This is a genomic window from Asaia sp. W19 (genome assembly GCF_003994335.1).
GTDB lineage: Bacteria > Pseudomonadota > Alphaproteobacteria > Acetobacterales > Acetobacteraceae > Asaia.
Window position 1 is genome coordinate 1 of record NZ_PNQZ01000020.1, and the last position, 19,533, is coordinate 19,533.

The 19,533-nt window shown below is 60.7% G+C and carries 12 protein-coding genes and 1 pseudogene; 5 read left to right on the plus strand and 8 right to left on the minus strand.

Annotated elements, in window-relative coordinates; genetic code table 11:
* Positions 1-292 (plus strand): annotated as a pseudogene (locus tag C0V97_RS18310) (calcium-binding protein); the annotation flags it as partial.
* Positions 293-439: 147 nt separating this feature from the next.
* Complete coding sequence (locus tag C0V97_RS05575) at positions 440-3,154, plus strand: glycosyltransferase (protein ID WP_233581991.1); 2,715 nt, start codon at positions 440-442, stop codon at positions 3,152-3,154.
* A gap of 492 nt (positions 3,155-3,646) precedes the next feature.
* Here the strand turns inward: C0V97_RS05575 and C0V97_RS05580 are convergent, their stop codons facing one another.
* Both C0V97_RS05580 and C0V97_RS05585 read right to left on the minus strand, forming a co-directional pair.
* Entirely contained in the window at positions 3,647-6,196 is a 2,550-nt protein-coding gene (locus C0V97_RS05580; protein WP_127101549.1) for a membrane-bound PQQ-dependent dehydrogenase, glucose/quinate/shikimate family, read from the minus strand.
* 235 nt (positions 6,197-6,431) lie between these two features.
* Positions 6,432-7,394: a LysR family transcriptional regulator gene (locus tag C0V97_RS05585; RefSeq protein WP_158625351.1), complete on the minus strand. Its 963-nt coding sequence runs from the start codon at positions 7,392-7,394 to the stop codon at positions 6,432-6,434.
* A 434-nt stretch (positions 7,395-7,828) separates the two neighbouring features.
* On the opposite strand from C0V97_RS05585, the gene C0V97_RS05590 reads away from it, so the two are divergent.
* The 3 genes from C0V97_RS05590 to C0V97_RS05600 all read left to right on the plus strand — a co-directional run bounded on the left by C0V97_RS05590 (position 7,829) and on the right by C0V97_RS05600 (position 12,812).
* Positions 7,829-9,976 carry a TonB-dependent receptor gene (locus tag C0V97_RS05590; protein ID WP_127101553.1) on the plus strand — a complete coding sequence of 716 codons (2,148 nt, stop codon included), beginning with the start codon at positions 7,829-7,831 and terminating at the stop codon, positions 9,974-9,976.
* Positions 9,977-10,005: 29 nt separating this feature from the next.
* Positions 10,006-11,301, plus strand: a complete 1,296-nt coding sequence (locus C0V97_RS05595; RefSeq protein ID WP_127101555.1) for an MFS transporter — start codon at positions 10,006-10,008, stop codon at positions 11,299-11,301.
* A 98-nt stretch (positions 11,302-11,399) separates the two neighbouring features.
* Positions 11,400-12,812 (plus strand): amidohydrolase, encoded by a 1,413-nt coding sequence (locus C0V97_RS05600; RefSeq protein ID WP_127101557.1) that lies wholly within the window; start codon positions 11,400-11,402, stop codon positions 12,810-12,812.
* Positions 12,813-12,878: 66 nt separating this feature from the next.
* On the opposite strand, the gene C0V97_RS05605 is transcribed toward C0V97_RS05600, so the two are convergent.
* The 6 genes from C0V97_RS05605 to C0V97_RS05630 form a co-directional block, all read right to left on the minus strand.
* The gene (locus C0V97_RS05605) at positions 12,879-13,916 is read right to left on the minus strand and encodes an ABC transporter permease (RefSeq protein ID WP_127101559.1); all 1,038 of its coding nucleotides are present in this window, start codon (positions 13,914-13,916) and stop codon (positions 12,879-12,881) included.
* A complete protein-coding gene (locus C0V97_RS05610; RefSeq protein WP_127101561.1) occupies positions 13,909-14,928 on the minus strand; it encodes an ABC transporter permease in 1,020 nt (339 codons plus the stop codon). The genes C0V97_RS05605 and C0V97_RS05610 overlap by 8 nt, the downstream gene beginning before the upstream one ends.
* A complete protein-coding gene (locus C0V97_RS05615) occupies positions 14,921-16,408 on the minus strand; it encodes a sugar ABC transporter ATP-binding protein (RefSeq protein WP_127101563.1) in 1,488 nt (495 codons plus the stop codon). The genes C0V97_RS05610 and C0V97_RS05615 overlap by 8 nt, the downstream gene beginning before the upstream one ends.
* A complete protein-coding gene (locus C0V97_RS05620; RefSeq protein WP_199751652.1) occupies positions 16,405-17,421 on the minus strand; it encodes a substrate-binding domain-containing protein in 1,017 nt (338 codons plus the stop codon). The genes C0V97_RS05615 and C0V97_RS05620 overlap by 4 nt, the downstream gene beginning before the upstream one ends.
* Before the next feature lie 82 nt (positions 17,422-17,503).
* On the minus strand, positions 17,504-18,385 hold the full coding sequence (locus tag C0V97_RS05625; RefSeq protein ID WP_127101565.1) for a sugar phosphate isomerase/epimerase: 882 nt from the start codon (positions 18,383-18,385) through the stop codon (positions 17,504-17,506).
* Positions 18,382-19,413 (minus strand): LacI family DNA-binding transcriptional regulator, encoded by a 1,032-nt coding sequence (locus C0V97_RS05630; RefSeq protein WP_127101567.1) that lies wholly within the window; start codon positions 19,411-19,413, stop codon positions 18,382-18,384. Before C0V97_RS05630 ends, C0V97_RS05625 begins: the two co-directional genes overlap by 4 nt.
* Between the last annotated feature and the right edge of the window lie 120 nt (positions 19,414-19,533).

The following is a 19,533-nucleotide window of genomic DNA, read 5'->3' on the forward strand; positions in this document are numbered from 1 at the left end:
GAATGGCGACAGCTTCGCCACCGTCACCGGTGGCAGCGGCGCAGCCAACACCTTCGGTGTGCTCGCCGGGCATAATGGTGGTGACATCACCATCACCGATTTCGGCAGCGCGGCTGGCAACATGTTCTTCATGTATAACTACCGCCCGGCGGATGCCGACAAGGCCATCCAGGATCTGCTGGCAACGGCAACGGTCACTGGCGGCAACACCACGCTGCAGCTCGACAACAACATGAAGGTTACCTTCCTCGGCGTGACCGATCTGAAGGCCTCGAACATCGTGATCAGCTGATCGTCAACAAACCATCAGTCACTCGCGTCTCTCTGCGAAGGCCCGGCTCACAGACCGGGCCTTCGTTTTTGTAACGGGTAAATCTGGGCTATAGAGCACACAGGCTGCTTCCAGCCAGTTTTGTCCTCATCACCCAGTGAGTGATTCTTGCCCGATCTATCCGACAGACAGACCCCCTCTGCCTTTGACATCGACACTCCCCAGGAAGAGACCCTGGCGGCCTCAGCCTATCTCGCAACCATTCGCGCAGATTCGCTCCAGGCGGAGCTACGCCTGACGAACCAGCAGCTGAAGCTGATGCGCCGTTCGCTGTCCTGGCGAATCATGGAGCCGCTGCGCTGGGTTCGGGCCTTGACCCTCGGTCGTCTGCCGCGCGGCATCCCTATCAATGAGGCCTGGGAGCAGTGGCTCGATTCCTATCGCACCGAAGGATTCTTCAAGGCGATGGGTCGGTTTTTTGCCGGGGGAATCGCGAAACGACGTCTTTCACGGCATAGTGATCAGGCGGGCGATCCGCTTTTTGTCCCGACCAAGGAGCTTGCTGCCTTTCTGCGACGCCCGGCGCCCAAGGCGACCCAGATGCTGCGCCCCCACTATCTGCTGATCGCCGATATGGGTTTGCAGCAATGTACCAAATATCGCGTGACCCAGAAGGCCGAGCTGATCCGTCGTCTCGGCTGGACCGTGCAGATCGTCGACTGGCAGGACAGCAGCGAGGCGCTCTCCTCGCTTCAGGTAGCGACCGAGATTCTGTTCTATCGCGTACCGGGCGTTGCCTCGGTACTCGGCCTGGTTGCAGAGGCCAAGAGGCTCGGTCTCAAACCGCGCTGGGAGATCGACGATCTTCTGTTCAGCAAGATCCTCTACCGGCGCAACGGCAATCTGGCGACATTGAGTTATCATGAGCGCCAGGGCCTTTACCATCTTGCCGATCTCTATCTGCGCGCGCTCCGTGCCTGTGGGCGTGGCATGGCCTCCACGGAAGCCCTGGCTACCGAAATGCGCAAGATCGGCATCGAGGATGTGCTGGTTCTGGAGAACGCGCTCGACACCCAGACTCTTGAGGTGGCCGCGAGCCTGCTCGCCAACCCAGCCCCGCGCGATGAAGACAGGATCTGGGTCTGCTACGGCTCGGGCAGCCGCGCCCATGACATGGACTTCAAGGTCGCGGAAACCGGTCTGATCGCTGCCATGAAGGCAGAACCGCGCGTGAATCTCCTGATTATCGGCCCTCTGAAGATCTCACCGCTCTTTGCGCAATTCGGCTCGCGCGTTCAGCGTCGGAACGAAGTCTCCTATGCCGCCTATCTGGGAGAACTGGCCAAAGCGGATATCGCCATTGCGCCGCTTGAGGACACGCTCTTCAATGACTGCAAGAGCAATATCAAATTTCTAGAGGCTGCCATCCTGGAGCTTCCCTCCATCTGCTCGCCCACCGATACCTATCGGCGGGTCATTCAGTCCGGTGATAACGGGTATCTCGCCCGCACCGCCGAAGAGTGGCGGGACACGGTTCTGGCGTTGGCCAGCGACGCGCAATTGCGTCGCCGCATCGGTCTGAAAGCGCGCGAGGCGGCGCTCGCGCTCTATGCGCCCGACCGTATCCTGACCCAGCAGGCCGCTCCGGTCTTCGGCAAGCCTCCCGCCTTTACCCACAAGGCACCGCGTGTCCTGCAGGTAAACATCTTCATGGCACCGCGCTCTTTCGGCGGGGCCACGATTGTGGTGGAAGCCCTTCTCAAGCCGCTCGCCAAGGCCGGCTTCGAGAACAGCATCATGACCACGCGCCCGGTTCTGGAGGCCCTCCCCGACGGGGCCCTACGCTATCGCGTGCTCGACACGGACGTCTTTTCCGTCGTGGCCGGGCGTAATGCCGCAACCGACAACATCACCATCGCCCGTCAGATCGAGCGCTGGATCGATGCATGGGACGTCGAGCTGGTGCATTTCCATGCAATCCAGGAGATGGGCGTCGGCATGGCCCGCATCTGCCAGCAACGCGGCGTGCCCTACGTGATCAGCCTGCATGATTGCTGGTGGCTGTCTGATAATCTCTTCATTACGCGCGATGACGGGCAGTACCATCTGGAGAAGAACGAAGTGCCGCTCGCCCCCGGTGAGTCGACACGCGCCCATTACCTGAATGAACGCCGTAAGGTCATGCGCCAGGCTCTGGCTGGTGCGGCAGCCATTCTGAGCCCCTCGGAAGAGCATAAGGGGCTCTATGTGCGCAATGGCGTGCCCTCCGACCGGATTCTGATCAATCGTAACGGCTTCACCTGGCCCTCGCGCCCCAAGGCGAAACGCCCGCCAGGTAGCAAGCTGCGCTTCGGTTTCGTCGGGGGAATCGGGTTTGTCAAAGGCTATGACCTGATCCGCAAGGCGCTGGAGCGCACCAAGCGCGATGACTGGGAACTGGTACTGGTCGATAACACGCTCAACCTGGGTTTCCCCTCGATCGATACGTCGGAATGGCTGGTAAAGGGCACGATCCGCACCGTTCCAGCCTACACCCAGTCCGGACTGGATGATTTCTATGATCAGGTGGACGTGCTGCTCTTCCCCTCGCAATGGCGCGAGAGCTATGGCCTGACCGTGCGCGAGGCTCTGTCGCGTGATGTCTGGGTGATTTCGACGGCACCGGGCGGCCAGGCTGAGGAAATCGTGGATGGCGTGAATGGCTCACTCATCCCGATCATCGATGATCCCGCCCCCCTTCAGGCCGCGATTGAAGCCATCCTCGATCAGAAGAGCCGGTTCGATTCCTATGTGAATCCGAACAAGGGCAGCCTTCCGAGCTACGAGGATCAGGCGCAGGAACTCGCCACGCTTTATAACCGCATCCTCGGACGCACAGCCTGAACAAACCAAGCCTCCACGGCTCAGCCCTCCCCCCTCTTCCGGCGACGGAAGAGGGGTTTTCTTTTGCCCATCGTCTCACGCAGAGAGCGCACGCCCAGCATGATTGCGGATCAGACGGCACCGAACGACTGTGCAAAGAAAGGCCGACGGTCCCGAGCTCAGATAGAGAGATACACCCAAGGCGCTCGTAGTTGGTTCTTCGGTACGTCAGCCGGTACTGTGCTGGCAGGCTGGCACTGACATAGAGGATAAGGCGGATATCCGGCTTGCTTGTCAGGACCTGATCATCCTGCCCCCGGGTCATCAATCCCGAGGGAGTATGGGCCGGGCCGGACCTTGTTGCGGTAGTGCATCTGCCGCAGCGTTACCCGGCATCATCCCCTGGGTATCAGACCCGGCAGAGCGCGGGCCTGACTGAGGATCCGTGATGAAACTGGAACCTCGAAGGGGCTCCCCTGCCGCGTCAAAACGGCAGGGGAACGAGAGAAACCGTCAGGGCGTTGCCGGGAGAGCATAAGCCAGGACGTAATCCCCCTTGTTTTCATTGGTGCCCGTACGCGTCGCGCCACCCGCGACCACCAGCACATATTGCCTGCCCTGTTCGACATAGGTCATGGGCGTACCCTGCCCCCCGACAGGCAGACGCTCGCGCCAGACTTCCTTGCCGGAGCGGAGATCGAACGCACGCAGGTAGTTATCAAGAGAGCCATGGAAGAAGGCGAGATTGCCTTGTGTCAGCATCGGACCCCCCAACGTGGGCATGCCAACCGGGATGTAAAGATGCGGAATGATCCCCTTCTGGCCGAACACGCCATGAATGGCGGCGTCCTGGATGCTGCCAACCGGCACCTGCCAAAGCGTCTTTTGCGTCCTCAGATCGATGGCTGTGAGCGAGCCATAAGGAGGCTTGAAGCACGGCGCACCGAGCGGAGAAACGAACATGGAGCGCTCCACGCCCCAAGGGGTGCCGAGCTGCTCGGAATATTCGCCCTCGGTCGAGGGAACGAGGCCGGCATGGGCGGCGTCCTCGCGCTTGATGAACTGTCCCCACATTGCCATGCGGATGTCGTTCACCACGAGCACACCGGTTTGCGGGTCAAGCGCCCCGCCGCCCCAGTTCGAGCCACCGTAATAGCCGGGCCAGATCAGGGTTTTCTGCTTGTCGCTCAGCGGGGTGAATTCCCCCTCCCAACGCATCTTCCGGAAAGCAATGCGGCAATAGAGCTGGTCGAACACCGTACCGCCCCACATATCGCTTTCCTTCAGCGGATCGACGCCAATGGAGAGAGCGGAATAGGGCTGAACCGGGCTGATTCGCTGGCCGGGCATACCGTCAGTCGCGACCTTGCGATTGGTCACAGGCACGACAGGTTTGCCTGTACGGCGGTCGAGCACGAAAATCTGGCTGCGCTTGGTCAGAGCAACGACGACCGGCGTGGTCTCGCCCTTGCCATCGGGCATATCGTACAGGATCGGCTGCGACGTCACGTCATAGTCGAACATATCGTTATTGGCGGTACGAAAATGCCAGTGTTCCTGGCCCGTGCGGATATCGAGTGCCAGAATTGCGTCGGTATATTCGTCCGAATAGTCATGGCGATTACCGGTCCAGAAATCCGGCGTCTGATTGCCCATGGGAATGAAGGCAAGGCCCAGCTTGGGATCATAGGAGGCCGTTCCCCAGAAATTCGGGGTTTCGGTGGCATAGATCTGTCCAGCGGGGAGTGGGCGGCTGTCCTTGTTGCCACGCGAGGCATCCCAGGCCCAGACCAGTCGGCCCGTGCGCACATCATAGCCGCGAATGACGCCCGAGGGCTCACCGACGGTCATGTTGTCGTTGATCTTGCCACCCACCATGATCACGCCATCAGCCACGAGCGGGGCGGAGGTCAGATAATAGGAGCCAGGTGCCGTCGGGCCGAGCCCTTCGAGCAGATTGACCATGCCATGATCGCCGAAATCCTCGCAGAGCGCTCCGGTCGTGGCATCGAGTTCAAAGAGGCGGGCATCGTTGGTCGTGCTGACGATACGACGCGCACAGGGGGTTTCCGCCGTGATGGCAACAGGCGCGGGCGTCGCGGTTTCTTCGGGCGGTGCAGCGGGCGCTGCCACGGGGGAGGCCTGGTCGGCAGACGCAGGAGCTTCCTCCGGGCCAAACGCTTTCGCATCAGGCGCCAGCAGCGACATGGTCGTGAGATCGGCATAGCTGACGCCACGGCAGCGCTTCCAGCCCTTGTTGCCGCGCGTCACCTGCATATGCGGGTCAAAACGCCATTTCTGCTTGCCCGAAACCGGATCGAGCGCAATCACCTTGTTCAGAGGCGTGCAGAGATAGAGCGTATCGGCGATCTTGAGCGGCGTGACCTGGTACTCAGACCCGTCAATGGCGAGGTCCCCTGTATGGAAGGTCCAGGCGAGTTTGAGATCGGTCACATTCTGCGCGTTGATCTGCGTATAGGGCGCAAAGCGGTCACCGCTCAGATTGCGGCCCCAGGCAGGCCAGTCATTGCCGTTCTGCTGCCCCAGAGCCCCATTGGGCTTGGGCTGCTGTGAGGCCTCTGCCGTGACCTCCGCATGAGGCTGGAACACGCCCAGAATGATGCCACAGAAAATGATGGCATAGATCGCGGCAATGCCCATGCCCCAGGCGCGAGGGACGCCTCCGGAGCGCAACGCACCACCACGCCCGCCCCCTGCAACAGGGCCACGCTCTGTGGCGCCGAAGAAAGGCGCCAGCACGCCCACAACGATGGGCAAAACGAGAAAGACCCCGACGCGTGGCAGAACGAGCCAGAACACATCCCCCACCTCGCCGAAAGCCCACCCAGCGGCGACCAGACTCAGGAGGATCGACAGGGGAAGGGCAATGGTCCGTCGGGCCATGACCAGGAACCCGACACAGGCCATGAGCAGGCCGAGGGCGATATAGGCCCAGCTTCCGCCAAGCCAGGCGAGATACACCCCGCCCAGGGCCAAACCCACACCGAGCAGACCGATCACCAGGCCAGCAAGGGTGCATAATAAAGGAACAACGCGTCGCACGGGACATCCTCACGCTACGCCCCCGGATAGGCTCTGCCCGGTATCCGGGCCCGCCACGCCGAAAGCCGATGGAGCTACGAGACCGTCAGACCAGTAAACCCTCCTTGATCCGAGAGAGGGGTTGTCCGGCTTGACAACTCAAAGGGTGGGTAATGTGCGTCAGGTACCTTTCTTTTCCTTCATCACGATTTCATTATCCCGCAATACTTCACCATTTTTTGTCCGATACCTCGCATCAGAAAACCTGCTCACCTCCCTCCCCTGTCCGGAAGGAATCAGGCAGGTTCGACATGATCGCGAGCGCATAGGCGACAGGCGCAGTGCGCACGGTGCCGCGCGCCCAGGCAATGCCGTGCTCCATGAAGAAATCATCCCCCGGCAGCCCTCCCTCCAGGACAGGGAGGCGTGAGAGCTGCGACTCCGACAGAAGCGAGACGGGCACGAGAGCGACCGCGTCGCAGGCCTCGCGCAATTCCTCCAACCTGCTGGGCACGCTGATCTCGACCAGACGATCGGGCAGGGACAGGCCGCGCGCCTGGAGGACCTGTTCGAAGCGATCGCGCATCGCCATGCCCTTGACGGGGAGCAACCACACGCGGTCAGCGTAATGCGCCCAGCCATCCAGAACCGCAGAGACGGTCAGCAACTCCCCGTCAGACTGAACCAGACAGTGCTCCAGGCAGAGCGTCCGGGTTTCGAAACGCCCCGACACAGCAACTCCCAGAAGATTGATCGCCACCATGTCGAGCCTGCTGGCATGCAGATCATCGAGCAGACGCTGACGCATGCCATATTCGATACTTATAGTGAGGAAAGGCTGCTCGCGCTTCATGCGCGACACCCAGACGATAAGTGGTCTCTCCAGCATCGGAGCCTGCAAGCCAATACGGACCTTGCCATGCAGCAGGGCCGTCTCACGCGCGAAATCCTCACTCAGCGCCTGCAACTCATGATCGATCCGCCGTGCCGCCAGCAAGACGCGCTCGAGTCCTGGCAGGGGCACAAGGCGGCCATGCACGCGCTCGAACAGGCGCTGACCGAGCAGGGCTTCAATCTCGATACAGGATTTCGAGACAGCGGCGGGCGAGATGTTCAACCTCTGCGCGGTCAGGCGCATGCTGCGTGTCGCATTCAGCATTTCCAGCAGATGCAGATGGCGCAGTTTGAGCCGCCGATGCAGCCTCGATCCAGTCACCATGCCCTGCCCGCTCCTTCGACAACCAGACGGTTGACGCAGCATAACCTTATTTCGCTTCAATAACGAAACGTTTTGCTTTCATTATCTTCCTACAACCCGCTCGGGGCGGCAGGTGTTACCGCCGCCTGCACTAATAATAACCGGCAGGAAGCACGATGACAGACAAGCCATTCCAGACGCGCCAAAAGGCCCTGTGGTGCCGTTCATCCTTCTTTTTGTTGATAGCGACGGCCCTGACACCAGCTCTCGGCTTTCAGGCCCAGGCTCAGGATCAGGCTCCTTCTGCCGGGGGCGGGCACGGGGCGCACAAGGCGCTTTCGCGGCACGCCTCTCCCGCGACCAGGGTATCTGTCCCTACCTCAGCCCCTGCATCGTCACGAAACCGCAGCGCACGGGATGCGACATCACGTCCCGGGGCATCACGTCCCGGGGCAATGAAAAGCGGCTCCGAAACGCTGACGGTCACCACAGCACGACGGCGCTTCCATTTTACCGCAGCCCAGCATGAAGCCGATGCCACCACCCATATCACGGCCGAGACCCTGACGCGTCAGGGAGTGGTGTCTTTGCTCGATCTGCCCCGCGTGGCCCCGAACCTGACCGTTCAGAGCGTGAACGGCACAGGTACAACCAATTTCTTCCTGCGCGGCATAGGGCTGAATGACTACACCCAGAACAATATGTCCTCGGTTCTCGTCTATTATGACGACGTCGCCTATCCCCTGGCGCGCATGGCCTCGGGCATGATGTTCGATATCGCCGGCGCCGCCGTCGAGCCCGGGCCGGTCGGTTTTGCTCATGGCCAGGCCGATACAGGGGGAGAGGTGGCATTTCATACCAATGACCCGACCGATGACTGGCATGGCGGGGTTTCACAGGATATTGCCTCCTACGCCCGCAGCCGCACCAATCTTTTTGTGTCCGGTCCGATCGTGACAGACAAGCTCAGCTTCAGGATCGCGGGGCAGACCATGCAGGGTGGCGGCTGGCAAACCAATCCGAGCAATGGCGCCCATCTGGGGGATGCAAATCTGGGCGCGCTGCGCGCCAAACTGCGTTGGCGGCCGGAAGAGCATACGGAAATCATGCTGAGCGGGCATTGGGTCCAGGATGATTCCGAGGTCGTCGCAGCCAAACCCGTCGTGAATTTCCTGCCAACGCGCCCCTACCCGACCCTCACCTACCAGCAGGCCCAATGGGACTATAATACGCGTCTCGCCAGATTGATCGGCCGCCCGACGAATCTGAAGCCCAGCGAGCACAATACAATGTGGGGGGCCGATCTCAAGGCATCGCATGATTTTGGCTTTGCGACACTCAGGAGCATCAGCGCCTTCGAAACCGAGCGCGTGGGCGAATATACCGATCAGGATGGCACGCTCTGGGCCACGGGCGATAACTACCGCAATATCGTCGCCAACAGCTTCTCGCAGGAACTGCGTCTGGAATCCCGCAAGAACCGGCCGCTCGACTGGGTGATCGGCGCCTATTACGACCGCGTGCGCATGACGCAGCAGTCCTTTTTCGATTTCACCGATTACGTGCCCACACGCGGCTATCTTCAGGAAACATCCTTCGGCCAGAACCAGCAGACATTCTCGCAATTCGCGCATCTGGCCTACAAGCTGCCCCATCGCCTGACGCTGATCGGCGGGCTGACCCATGAGGCTGATGACCGACAATTGCTGAATTTGCGTACGGTCCAGTTCGGACGTCGCTCCCTGCAGTTCCAGTCTACCGGGTCCAACATGAACCAGTTTGCCGGCACATTGGGCCTGCAATTTCAGGCTACGAAAGACCTCATGACCTATTTCAAGGTCAGCCGGGGCATGAAGCCGGGCGGTATGACCGCCAATAATACGGTCGTGCAGGGGCAGCTCGACCCGTTCAAACCCGAAACCGTGCTGGCCTATGAACTCGGCTTCAAGGCCGATCTCATTCCCAATCGTTTCCGGCTCAATGCAGCCGCCTTTTATTACGATTATCACGACCAGCAATATCTCGGCACCTATGTCGTGCCCAGCTATGGTCCTCTCGGACGCTTTGACAACATCCCGAAATCAGAGATCTGGGGGACTGAGTTCAATACCGAAATCAATCCGATACGCCATGTCTACCTGACGCAGAATTTCGGCTATCTGCGCAGCAAATACCAGCGCTTCCAGGCCATTAACGCTGCCGCCGTCAATGCCCAATACGCGCGCACGGGCATATGGGCGCCCATCTACACCGATTACGCCGGTACAGAAGGCATGAACCCAAAACTGACCCTTAATGGCTCTGGCGATTATCGTATTGCCTTCCTCAAGCGCTATGAGGGAGAGGCCGGGATCGACTGGAATTTCCGATCCGCACAATCCATGGTGCCGGGCGGCACCGGTCCCTATCAGCTTCCCGCCTATTTTTTGCTCGGCGCGCATCTCACTGTACATCCGCTCAAAGGACCGTGGACAGCCACACTCTATGCGTCGAATATCCTGAACAGGGAGTATTTCACCACGAGTTCGCAATCGACCACGACCTATTTCCGCATTCCCGGCCCGCCGCGCTTTATCGGCGGTCGGATCGGCCTGACCTACTGAACGCCCCCACCCGCAAGGAGAGTGACGCCATGACAGGATCGGAACAGGACAGAAAGCGGATCATCATGGCCGCCTGTGTCGGGAATTTTCTCGAATTCTATAATTTCATGGCTTATGCGTTTTTCGCGCCCATGATCGCCAAGGCTTTTTTTCCGCATAGCAGCGGTCTGGCCGGATTGTTCGATGCGCTCATCACCTTTGGCGCCGGTTTTTTCCTGCGGCCTCTGGGCGCGTTCTGCGTCGGCATCTATGCCAGACGCCATGGCCATCAGGCCGCACTCATGCTGACTTTTGTGATCATGGCAGTAGGCTCGCTGCTTCTCGCCGCCACCCCGCCAACGGGCGCGATCGGCATCATCGCCGCCTTCATGATTGTTCTGGCGCGCATGATGCAGGGGTTTTCCGATGGCGGCGAGGTCGGTCCGGCTACCGCCATGCTGTATGACGCCGCGCCTCCAGGCAAAGGCGGCATTATCAGCATCATGCAATATGTGACGCAGATTCTGGGTATGCTGGTGGCGGTGATCTTTGGGCTGATCCTCTCGCTCGTCCTCTCCCATGATGCGCTTTATGACTGGGGCTGGCGCGTCCCGTTTGTCATCGGCGTGGCCATACTCCCGTTCGGATTCTGGCTGCGTCGACAAATCCCTGCCGCGCATACAACGCATCACGAGCCCCATCCTTTTGGCGCAACGCTGCGCCTGCTGGTCACGCCCAAAATCCTGCTGGTCTTCGCACTCATCATTTGCGGGACCATCACCAATTACCTGCGCACATTCGGTGTCAGCTACGCCATTGCGGTGCTGCATCTGCCGCCCGGTATCGCCATGTTCGCCATGACCATCGGCCTGATCTGCGGCGTTACGGCGGTCATCGCCGGTATGCGTATCGCCAATCGCAATCCCGATCCGATGCGTTTCGTGCTTTGGGTTTCCCTCATCGGCACGCCGCTCTGCATGGTCTATTATGGGCTTTCCATCACCTATCCGGGGCTCTGGACCCAGATCGGCCTGAACGTCACGATCTTTCTCTCCTCGGGTCTGCTCATCGCCCCCGTTTGGCGCTTGCTGTTCGACGCTATTCCCGACCATAGCCGCGCCTTTATCTTTGGCCTCGTTTATGCCGTAGCCGTCTCGGTTTTCGGCGGTCTGACACAGCCGATAACCGTGCTGCTGATCGCCCGTTTCCATGATGCCATGGTGCCTGCCTGGATGATCGGTGTGCTGACGCCTCTCTCGCTTCTGGCCTATCTGGGCCTGCGCCACCTCATGAAGCAAGGGCATCGGCCAAGCGCCTTTTCCCCCCTGCCCGATCGTGCCTTGTGACATTGCCCAGCCAAGATTGGGTTCTGACATCCCCTGAGGGCACTCTTCCGCACGCGCTGGGCCTGCCTTCCTCTTCCGCCGACAAGGATTTTCTTCTCATGAAAAATACCGATGCCATCCTCTCCTTTGTCGATGACCGCGCTTCAAGCCTGATCGCGCTCAGCGATGCAGTATGGGAAGTGCCCGAGACCAATTTCGAGGAAGTCCGCTCCTGTGCGCTCCATACCGAGAAACTGGCTGAAGAAGGGTTTCGCGTCACACGCAACGTAGCCGGCATGCCCACCGCCGTCATGGGTGAGGCCGGCCAGGGTGGACCCGTCATCGCCTTTCTGGGCGAGTATGATGCACTTCCCGACCTGACCAATGCCGCAGGGGTCATGGAACACACCCCGCTCCCCGGCAATGGGAATGGCCATGCCTGCGGCCATAATCTGCTGGGCTCCGCCGCGTTGCTCGCTGCCACGGCATTGAAGAATTTCCTTGCCGCGCATGATCTGCCGGGACGCGTGCGCTATTATGGCTGCCCCGCCGAGGAAGGCGGTGCAGGCAAGGCCTTCATGGTGCGTGAAGGCGTGTTCGATGATGTCGATGCCGCGATCTCCTGGCATCCTCTGTTTTTCACCGGCGTGTTTCCCCCCTCCTCCCTCGCCAATATCCGTCTCGATTTCACCTTTACCGGCAAAGCCGCCCATGCCGCGGCTGCACCCTTCTTGGGGCGGTCCGCCCTCGATGCGGCAGAGCTCATGAATGTGGGTGTGAATTATCTGCGCGAGCACATGCTGCCCAGCTCGCGCATTCACTACGCCTATCTCGATGCAGGTGGCGCTGCGCCCAACGTCGTGCAGGCAAAAACCACCATACGCTACGTGGTACGGACGCTCGATCTGGCCGATCTGGTGCCGCTGACGGAGCGTGTGCGCAAGATTGCCCAGGGTGCCGCGCTGATGACGGAAACACAGGTGGAAGAACGCGTGATCAGCGCCATGGCCAATATCCTGCCCTGCCCCCCGCTCGAAGCCGCCATGCAGGGTCATGTCGAGCGTCTTGGACCGCCGCCATTCGATGAGGATGACCGTGATTTCGCCCGCAAGATGCAGGCCACTTTCCCCAGAAGCGACATCATTGCCGCCTTCCATCATGCTGGCGCCAGACCCGATCTGGACAAGCCGCTCGCCGATTTCGTTCTGCCTGCCGGGGGCAATCGCTCGTCACTCGGCTCAACCGATATAGGCGATGTGAGCTGGACCGTGCCCACCGTTCAGGCGCTTGGCGCAACCTGCGCTATCGGTACCCAGCTCCATTCCTGGCAGATGACCGCCCAAGGGCAGTCTTCGGTGGCGCATAAAGGCATGGTGCATGTGGCGAAAATCATGGCCCTGACCGGGCTCGACCTCGCAACCAATCCGGAGTTGCTCGAGGCGGCGAAGGCCGATCACGCGGCGCGTCTCGCAGTTCAGCCCTATGTGTCGCTCATTCCGGCGGAAACAATGCCCTCTGCCGATAATGAATGAAACCCTCAGGGCGGTCGGAGTCAGAGTCGCCGCCCTTTCGAGGATTCAGGTCGTCAAGGGGCGCTCTCAGCGCCTCTTTTTGACCATGGACTGGGCACAGGCCACCCCGATCAGCACCAGCCCCCAGATGGCGAGCGTCAGATAATCGCTGAAGCCGAGCAGATTGAACCCGGTCGCAATCAGCTGAAGCATGATCATGGCCAGAACCAGCCCTGTCACCCGTCCGAAACCGCCATTGGGATCGACCCCGCCCAGAACAGCGGCCAGAACGGTGACCAGCAGATAGGATTTGGCATAAGCCGCGCTGGCCGAATTGAATCGCGCCAGCATCAGGCAGGCGGCGCAGAAGCACAGGAAACCCGAAAGCGCGTAGATCCTGATCGTCACGCGATCGACATTGACCGCCGAATAGCGCGTGGCGAGTGCATTCGACCCGATCATGCGGATCGAAATCCCGAAAGCCGTATGCTGAAGCAGAAGATGCACCACGCCCGCCACCGCCAGAAAGGCGAGAAAGGCCAGCGGTATCTGCGCCAGTGAGGCATTGCCGATCTGACCATAAAGGGCAGGCAGTCCCGACACCACCTCACCACGCGTCAGCCAGATGCTCGTGCCTTCGACAATCGACATGATTCCCAGCGTGACCAGAATGGGATGGACTTTCGTCCGCACAATCAGCCATCCGGTCACGCCTCCCAACGCCGTCCCCAGCACCGCCCCCACCATGAGAGCGATCACGATGCAGAACCCGACATAGCCCGCGCCATGGCCCGCCAAAGGCAGATGGCCGAGCACCGTCACCATGGCAAGGCCACAGGCATTGGCAATCGCGATGATGGCCAGATTCAACCCGCCCGACATCATGGGGATCGCCATGGCCAGCGCCAGAAGACCGAGTTGCGGGAGCTGGAACATCATGGAGCGCATGGAGCCGAGGCTGAAAAACCCGGGCACGATGAGGCTGAACCCGATGGCGAGCGCCAGCGCGGCCAGAGCCTGCCCCGACACACGCGCAGGAAACAGCCGCCGGAACGGAGCGGCAAGATCGGTCATGGAGGCGGAATGTCCTGTCTTATTGCCGGTAACGGGCAGATTTTCAGACATGGGCTTGCTCCGGGATGGGCGCTTCCTCAACGAGCCGGGAGCGCTTGCGGCTCTGGACCGAAAGGGCAGTGAGCGTCGTGGAAGCGAGAATGATCGCGCCCGTGATGATCTCGAAGCAGTAGGGTGAGATATCGAGCAGATTGAGCCCGTTCTGGATGATGGCGAGCAGCAGGATACCGAGCGTGATCCCGCCGATCGTCCCCACGCCGCCCAGAAGCGATGCGCCGCCCAGAACGGCGGCGGAAAGGACCGATAATTCCGTGCCATAAAGCGCATTCGGCACGGCTTCACCCACGCGATTGGCCTGAACCAGCCCCGCCAGAGCCGCCATGAAACCGGCAAAGCCATAGGCAAAGAACTGCAGCTTCGAGATATTCAGGCCGATGCGACGCGCCGCCTCGGCATTGCCGCCCATGGCGTAAAGCTGCCTGCCGGTTCTGGACAGGGTAAGAAGGACCCAGCACAACAGGAGCGACACCACCATGACCACGATGGGCAAAGTGATGCGTATGAGATCGCCCCCCGATGTCTCGAATTGCAGGAAGGTGACGCGCTCGCTCCACCATTCGGGCAGGTTATAGATGGAGTGACCGCCCGTCGCATACATCAGCAGGGCGAAATACACATTCATGGTGGCGATGGTGATAATGATGGAATTGACACGCGCATAATGGATCAGCGCGGCGTTCAAAAAGCCGAGCCCCGTTCCCACGACAAGCCCAGCGGGGATAACGAGGAAGGGCGAGAGCCCATAATGCGTGGCCAGAAGCGCTGCAACATATTGCGCCACCGAAGCCGTGGCCGCGAAGGAAATATCGATCCCCCCAGCAATGAGCACGACGAAAAGCCCCGTAGCCATGATGGCCTGCACGGCGTAGCTTTCGGTCAGATCGACGAAATTCGACAGGCTGAGAAAGCTTGGCGTCGACAGGGACAGGGCTGCACCGAAAATGACGATCACCCCGGCCAGCCAGAACTCGGGCCGACTGCGCAGCGTGGCAAAATCAGGCATAGATCTGCGCCTCCAGCGCCTGTTCTGTGATGTGTGCCGGGGAATAATCACCCGCGATACGGCCATTGCGCATATGCAGGATGCGATCACAGGTGGCAAAAAGCTCGATCATCTCGTCCGAGATCACGAGAATGCCCACGCCCTGGGCGCTCAATTCGCGGATCAGGGCGTAGATCCCCTCCTTGTTCTTGATGTCCACCCCCACTGTAGGACTGTCGAGGATGAGAATCTTGGGATGGGATGCGAGCCAGCGTGCCAGAATGACGCGCTGCTGGTTGCCACCCGACAGGGTGTTGATGGCATCCTGAACCGAATTGACCTTGATATTCAGACGCGCCACCCAGTCCCGGGCGAGCTGTACGCGCGCCCGATCGGTGATGATGCCAAAACGATTGGCCAGACTTGGCAGAACGGCAATATCGAGATTATCGACGATGGATTGCTCGGCATTGATCCCGAGATTGAGCCTGTCTTCAGAGACATAAGCCAGACCCGCCGCCAGAGCATCCTGATTGGTCCGAAAACGACATTCCTGGCCATGCACGAGCATTTTCCCGGAATCTGGTCTGGTCATGCCAAAAAGCGAGAGGGCAAATTCCGTCCGTCCGGCACCCAGAAGGCCTGTCAGGCCCAGAACCTCGCCCTCATGCAGGGTGATCGAGACGTTCTCATACTCGCCCTTGCGCGTGAGCTGGCGGGTTTCCAGCAGGGCGGGACGGGCACTGCAATCGCGGGGAGCATGATGGGTCGCGATCTCGATACCGGTCATGAGATGGATCAGCATTCTCTGGTCGAGACCGGATGCAGGATACGTGCCCACCATCCGTCCATCGCGCATCACCGTAATACGCTCGGCAATGGCGGAGACCTCATCGAGCCGATGCGAAACGAAGACGATCGCAATCCCCTCCGCCGAGAGCTTGCGCACCAGATCGAGCAGGCGGCGCACCTCGGCGCGTGTGAGCGACGCCGTGGGTTCGTCCATGAAAATCAAACGCGCCTCACCCGCAAGGCCGCGCGCAATGGCCACGATCTGCCGCTCGGCAATCGACAGCGCATCCACCGGACACTCCAGAGGCAGATCATGCCCAAGACGGGACAGGATTTCCGTCGCCTTCCGCCGGATCGCAGCGCGCGGACTGAAACCACGCCCCAGATTGGCATCGAAGGCGATGTTCTCGGCCACGTTCAGATTGGGGAAAAGAGCCAGATCCTGAAACACCACCTGAATGCCCAGTGCACGGGCGCGCATCGGATCGAGCGGCAGCACATTCCGACCGCCAATACGGATCTCCCCGCCCGGGTCGGGAGCGTGTACCCCCGATACCGCCTTGATTAGCGTGGATTTGCCGCATCCGTTTTCGCCTACAAGACAATGGATCTCGCCTTCGCGTACATCCCAATCGATCCCGCGCAGCGCCTGGAAACTGCCGAATGTCTTGTGCACATGGCGCAGCTCCAGAAAGACTGCGTCGGTCACAGCCCCAGCGCCACCAGCGCATCGATGGTCGATCGATCGATGATCTGCATCTTTGGAGCAAGAATGCTGCGCTGCGCCGGATCGACCTGCAAGGCACCGATATCGGTCAGGTCCATACCGTTGGTGATGGGCTTGCCGGTCGCCATCATCATGCCCAGACGCACCAAGGTCTGCCCGGCCAGAAGCGGGTTCCAGATATAGCCACAGCGTATCGCGCCGGAGCGCACATATTTCGCCCCCTGCCCCGGAGAGAACGGTCCGACCACCGAAACGCTTCTGATCTTGCCACGTGCATCGACCGCACGCGCGGCCCCGATCGGCCCCTGCGACCCGAAAGCAAGCACCCCGGTCAGATCGGGATGAGCGCGCAACTGGTCCATGACGGTGCGATAACTGTCATCCACGCTTTCACCGCAGCCAAAACGATCCCCGATCAGATGCATGTCGGGATATCGGGCCTTCTGCAGCGCGATAGCCGCATCGGCGCGCATCTTGTGCTGGGGAACGGTCAAAGACCCGACAATGATGATGTACCCCCCCTTGCCGCCTGTCGCCTTTGCCAGCGCCTCCATATGGCGTTCGCCATCCGCAGCAGGAGTCGTGAATTCGAGATCCCACTCCGCGCCCTGCTGGCCGGGGCTTTCATGGCTGATCACATGAATACCCGCCGCACGCGCGCGCTGCAGAACCGGCACCAGTGAACTGGCATCATTGGGCACGACACCGATCACATCGACCTTGCGGGCGATCAGATCCTCGATGGCACTGACCTGCTGGGCGGCATCGGCCTGGGTGGGACCAATCATCCAGGCATTGCAGCCGGTCTCCTTGCCCGCGCTCTGGATACCGCGCTCCATGGCGTTGAACCACGGGATGCCGCCAATCTTGGCGACGATGGCAATTTTTGTCTGGGCCGCTTCGGCATGGGCACCGGAGAAGCGCGCGGAAGCGAAGGGAGAGAGAGCGGTCAGGCTGGCGGCGACGCCCATGAAACCGCGGCGGGAAAGGGTCATGATTTCGACCTTTTCAGAGCGTCACGGGGCGTCGTCGGGACACCCGCGTGACGGGATGGGATTCGGGAGAAGAGCCGCGCGTTCAGCGCTTCTGGCGACCGAGCGCTTCGCGTGCCGATTTCATCTGCACATCAGTGAAGGCCTTGGCATGGGCCGCGAGATCACGGCTGTCCTCCCAGAGATTGCGCCAGATGCCCAGAATCCCTTCGAGCGGTTGACCGACCACCGCAGAGGAGAAGGATTCGAAAGTGATCGGCCCCTGATACTGGATGCTCTCCAGCGCGCGGAAGATGCTCGGAAAATCCACCGAGCCCGAGCCGAGATAGCCGCGATGCGAATCCCCGGTATGAAAATAGCCCAGCAGATCGCCTGCCTCCCTGATGGCCTCGGCAGAATCCGCTTCCTCGATATTCATGTGATAGCAATCGAGGTGCAGTTTCACATTGGGCATCTCGACGCGTTTCACATAGGCAATGGCCTGGCGTGCCGTATTGAGCACATTGGACTCGTAGCGATTGACCACTTCCATGCCCAGCGTAATGCCGCTGGCCTGCGCCTTTTCAGCGACGCGACGCACCACCTCGATAGAGCCGCGCACGCCCTCTGCCGTCACCGGCGTCGCGTATTTCTGGAAAGCGGAATAGAGAATGCCGCAGACATGGGTCGCCCCGACATCCCGGGCGAGGGAAATGGCATCGAGCAGATGCGCCTCTCCCCGACGGATACGCTCGGGGTCGCCCGAGGAGATATCCATATCGGCGGTCAGGCCGAAGGACATGGTGATGCCAAGACGATTGGCCTCGAGTTCGCGCAGCGTTGCGGGCACGTCGAAAGCCTTGAGGTCCATGGTCGAGGCCTCGATCAGATCGTAGCCGAGTTCCGCCGTCGAGCGGATGGCCATGGCGGCGTCTTCAGGCGTCCAGCCAGCGGTCCAGACAAATGCGTGGAGTCCGAGCTTGTTCATGACAGGTTTCCTGTTCTGGGGGGTGCGGTCGACCCGCGCACCACCAGCGTGCAGGCCAGTCTGACCTGCAGGGGGGCAGTGCTTTCGCCCGCAATACGCAGCATGAGGCGCGACCAGCCCTCGGCGCCCAGCGCATCCACCGGCTGGCAGATGGCGGTAATGGGCGGCAGGGTGGCACGCATCCATGCATAATCGTCGTACCCGACAAGCGACATGTCACCGGGTACGGCGTATCCGCTCTGGTGCAGGCAACGCAGTGCCCCCAGAGTGATGGAATTGGTCAGGGCGATCACGGCGCTCGGCGCGTTCGCACCGGCAAGCGCTTCGGTCAGGCCGGGCGGCCCGTCCTCGAAATGATGACCGACTTCAAGAACACGCGGTTCGGGAAGACCAGCCCGTGCGCAATAGGCCAGAATACCTGCGCAGCGTTCGCGGATATTCGCCAGGGAAAGCGTGGTGGCCACGACGAGCATATGACGATGACCGAGCCCGGCGAGATGCGCCGCGATTTCGGTTGCTGCCTGCTCGTTATCAACGGCCACCGTATCAGCTGCGCTGGCACCGGGCAGGCGGTCCAGAACGACATAGGGCACGCCTGAGGCGTCGAGCAGCCCTGCATCGGCAAAACGATCGTCATTGGGCAGAACGATCATACCCGCCGGTCGCCATGACAGAAGCGCCTTCAGACGGGATGAAGCCAGCGCGCTATCCTCGCCAGCACTGGCCACGATGATGTCGTAGCCGTCGCGACGGGCGCAATTTTCGATACTCGCGATGATCGCAGTAAAGAAAGGATTATCGAGGCTGGGCACGAGCACGCCGACGATCCTGTTGCGCCCCTCGCGCAGCTGCATGGCGGCACGATTAGGCAGATAGCCGAGTGTATCGATCGTCTTCTCGACACGCGCACGAACGGCATCGGATACATTCTTGCGGCCACGCACGACGTTGGACACGGTAGCAACGGACACCCCCGCAGCTTCAGCGACATGACGTATCGATACCTTGCCCGGCCTGCGTGGCATCATCGCTCCCGTTAGTTAAACGTTTAACTTGCGAGAGCGAGGTAAGATGACTTTCGCATTTCAGGGAAATGACATTTTCGTCACCTTAACGCCTCGCCAGGGTCCGGCGTCGCCTTCCAACGG

Bases quoted from the DNA above. Each gene is read 5' to 3' on its own strand.
- C0V97_RS05585 (WP_158625351.1), bottom strand. From the start codon at position 7,394: ATGGTGACTGGATCGAGGCTGCATCGGCGGCTCAAACTGCGCCATCTG.
- C0V97_RS05590 (WP_127101553.1), top strand. From the start codon at position 7,829: ATGAAAAGCGGCTCCGAAACGCTGACGGTCACCACAGCACGACGGCGC.
- C0V97_RS05595 (WP_127101555.1), top strand. From the start codon at position 10,006: ATGACAGGATCGGAACAGGACAGAAAGCGGATCATCATGGCCGCCTGT.
- C0V97_RS05600 (WP_127101557.1), top strand. From the start codon at position 11,400: ATGAAAAATACCGATGCCATCCTCTCCTTTGTCGATGACCGCGCTTCA.
- C0V97_RS05605 (WP_127101559.1), bottom strand. From the start codon at position 13,916: ATGTCTGAAAATCTGCCCGTTACCGGCAATAAGACAGGACATTCCGCC.
- C0V97_RS05610 (WP_127101561.1), bottom strand. From the start codon at position 14,928: ATGCCTGATTTTGCCACGCTGCGCAGTCGGCCCGAGTTCTGGCTGGCC.
- C0V97_RS05620 (WP_199751652.1), bottom strand. From the start codon at position 17,421: ATGACCCTTTCCCGCCGCGGTTTCATGGGCGTCGCCGCCAGCCTGACC.
- C0V97_RS05625 (WP_127101565.1), bottom strand. From the start codon at position 18,385: ATGAACAAGCTCGGACTCCACGCATTTGTCTGGACCGCTGGCTGGACG.
- C0V97_RS05630 (WP_127101567.1), bottom strand. From the start codon at position 19,413: ATGATGCCACGCAGGCCGGGCAAGGTATCGATACGTCATGTCGCTGAA.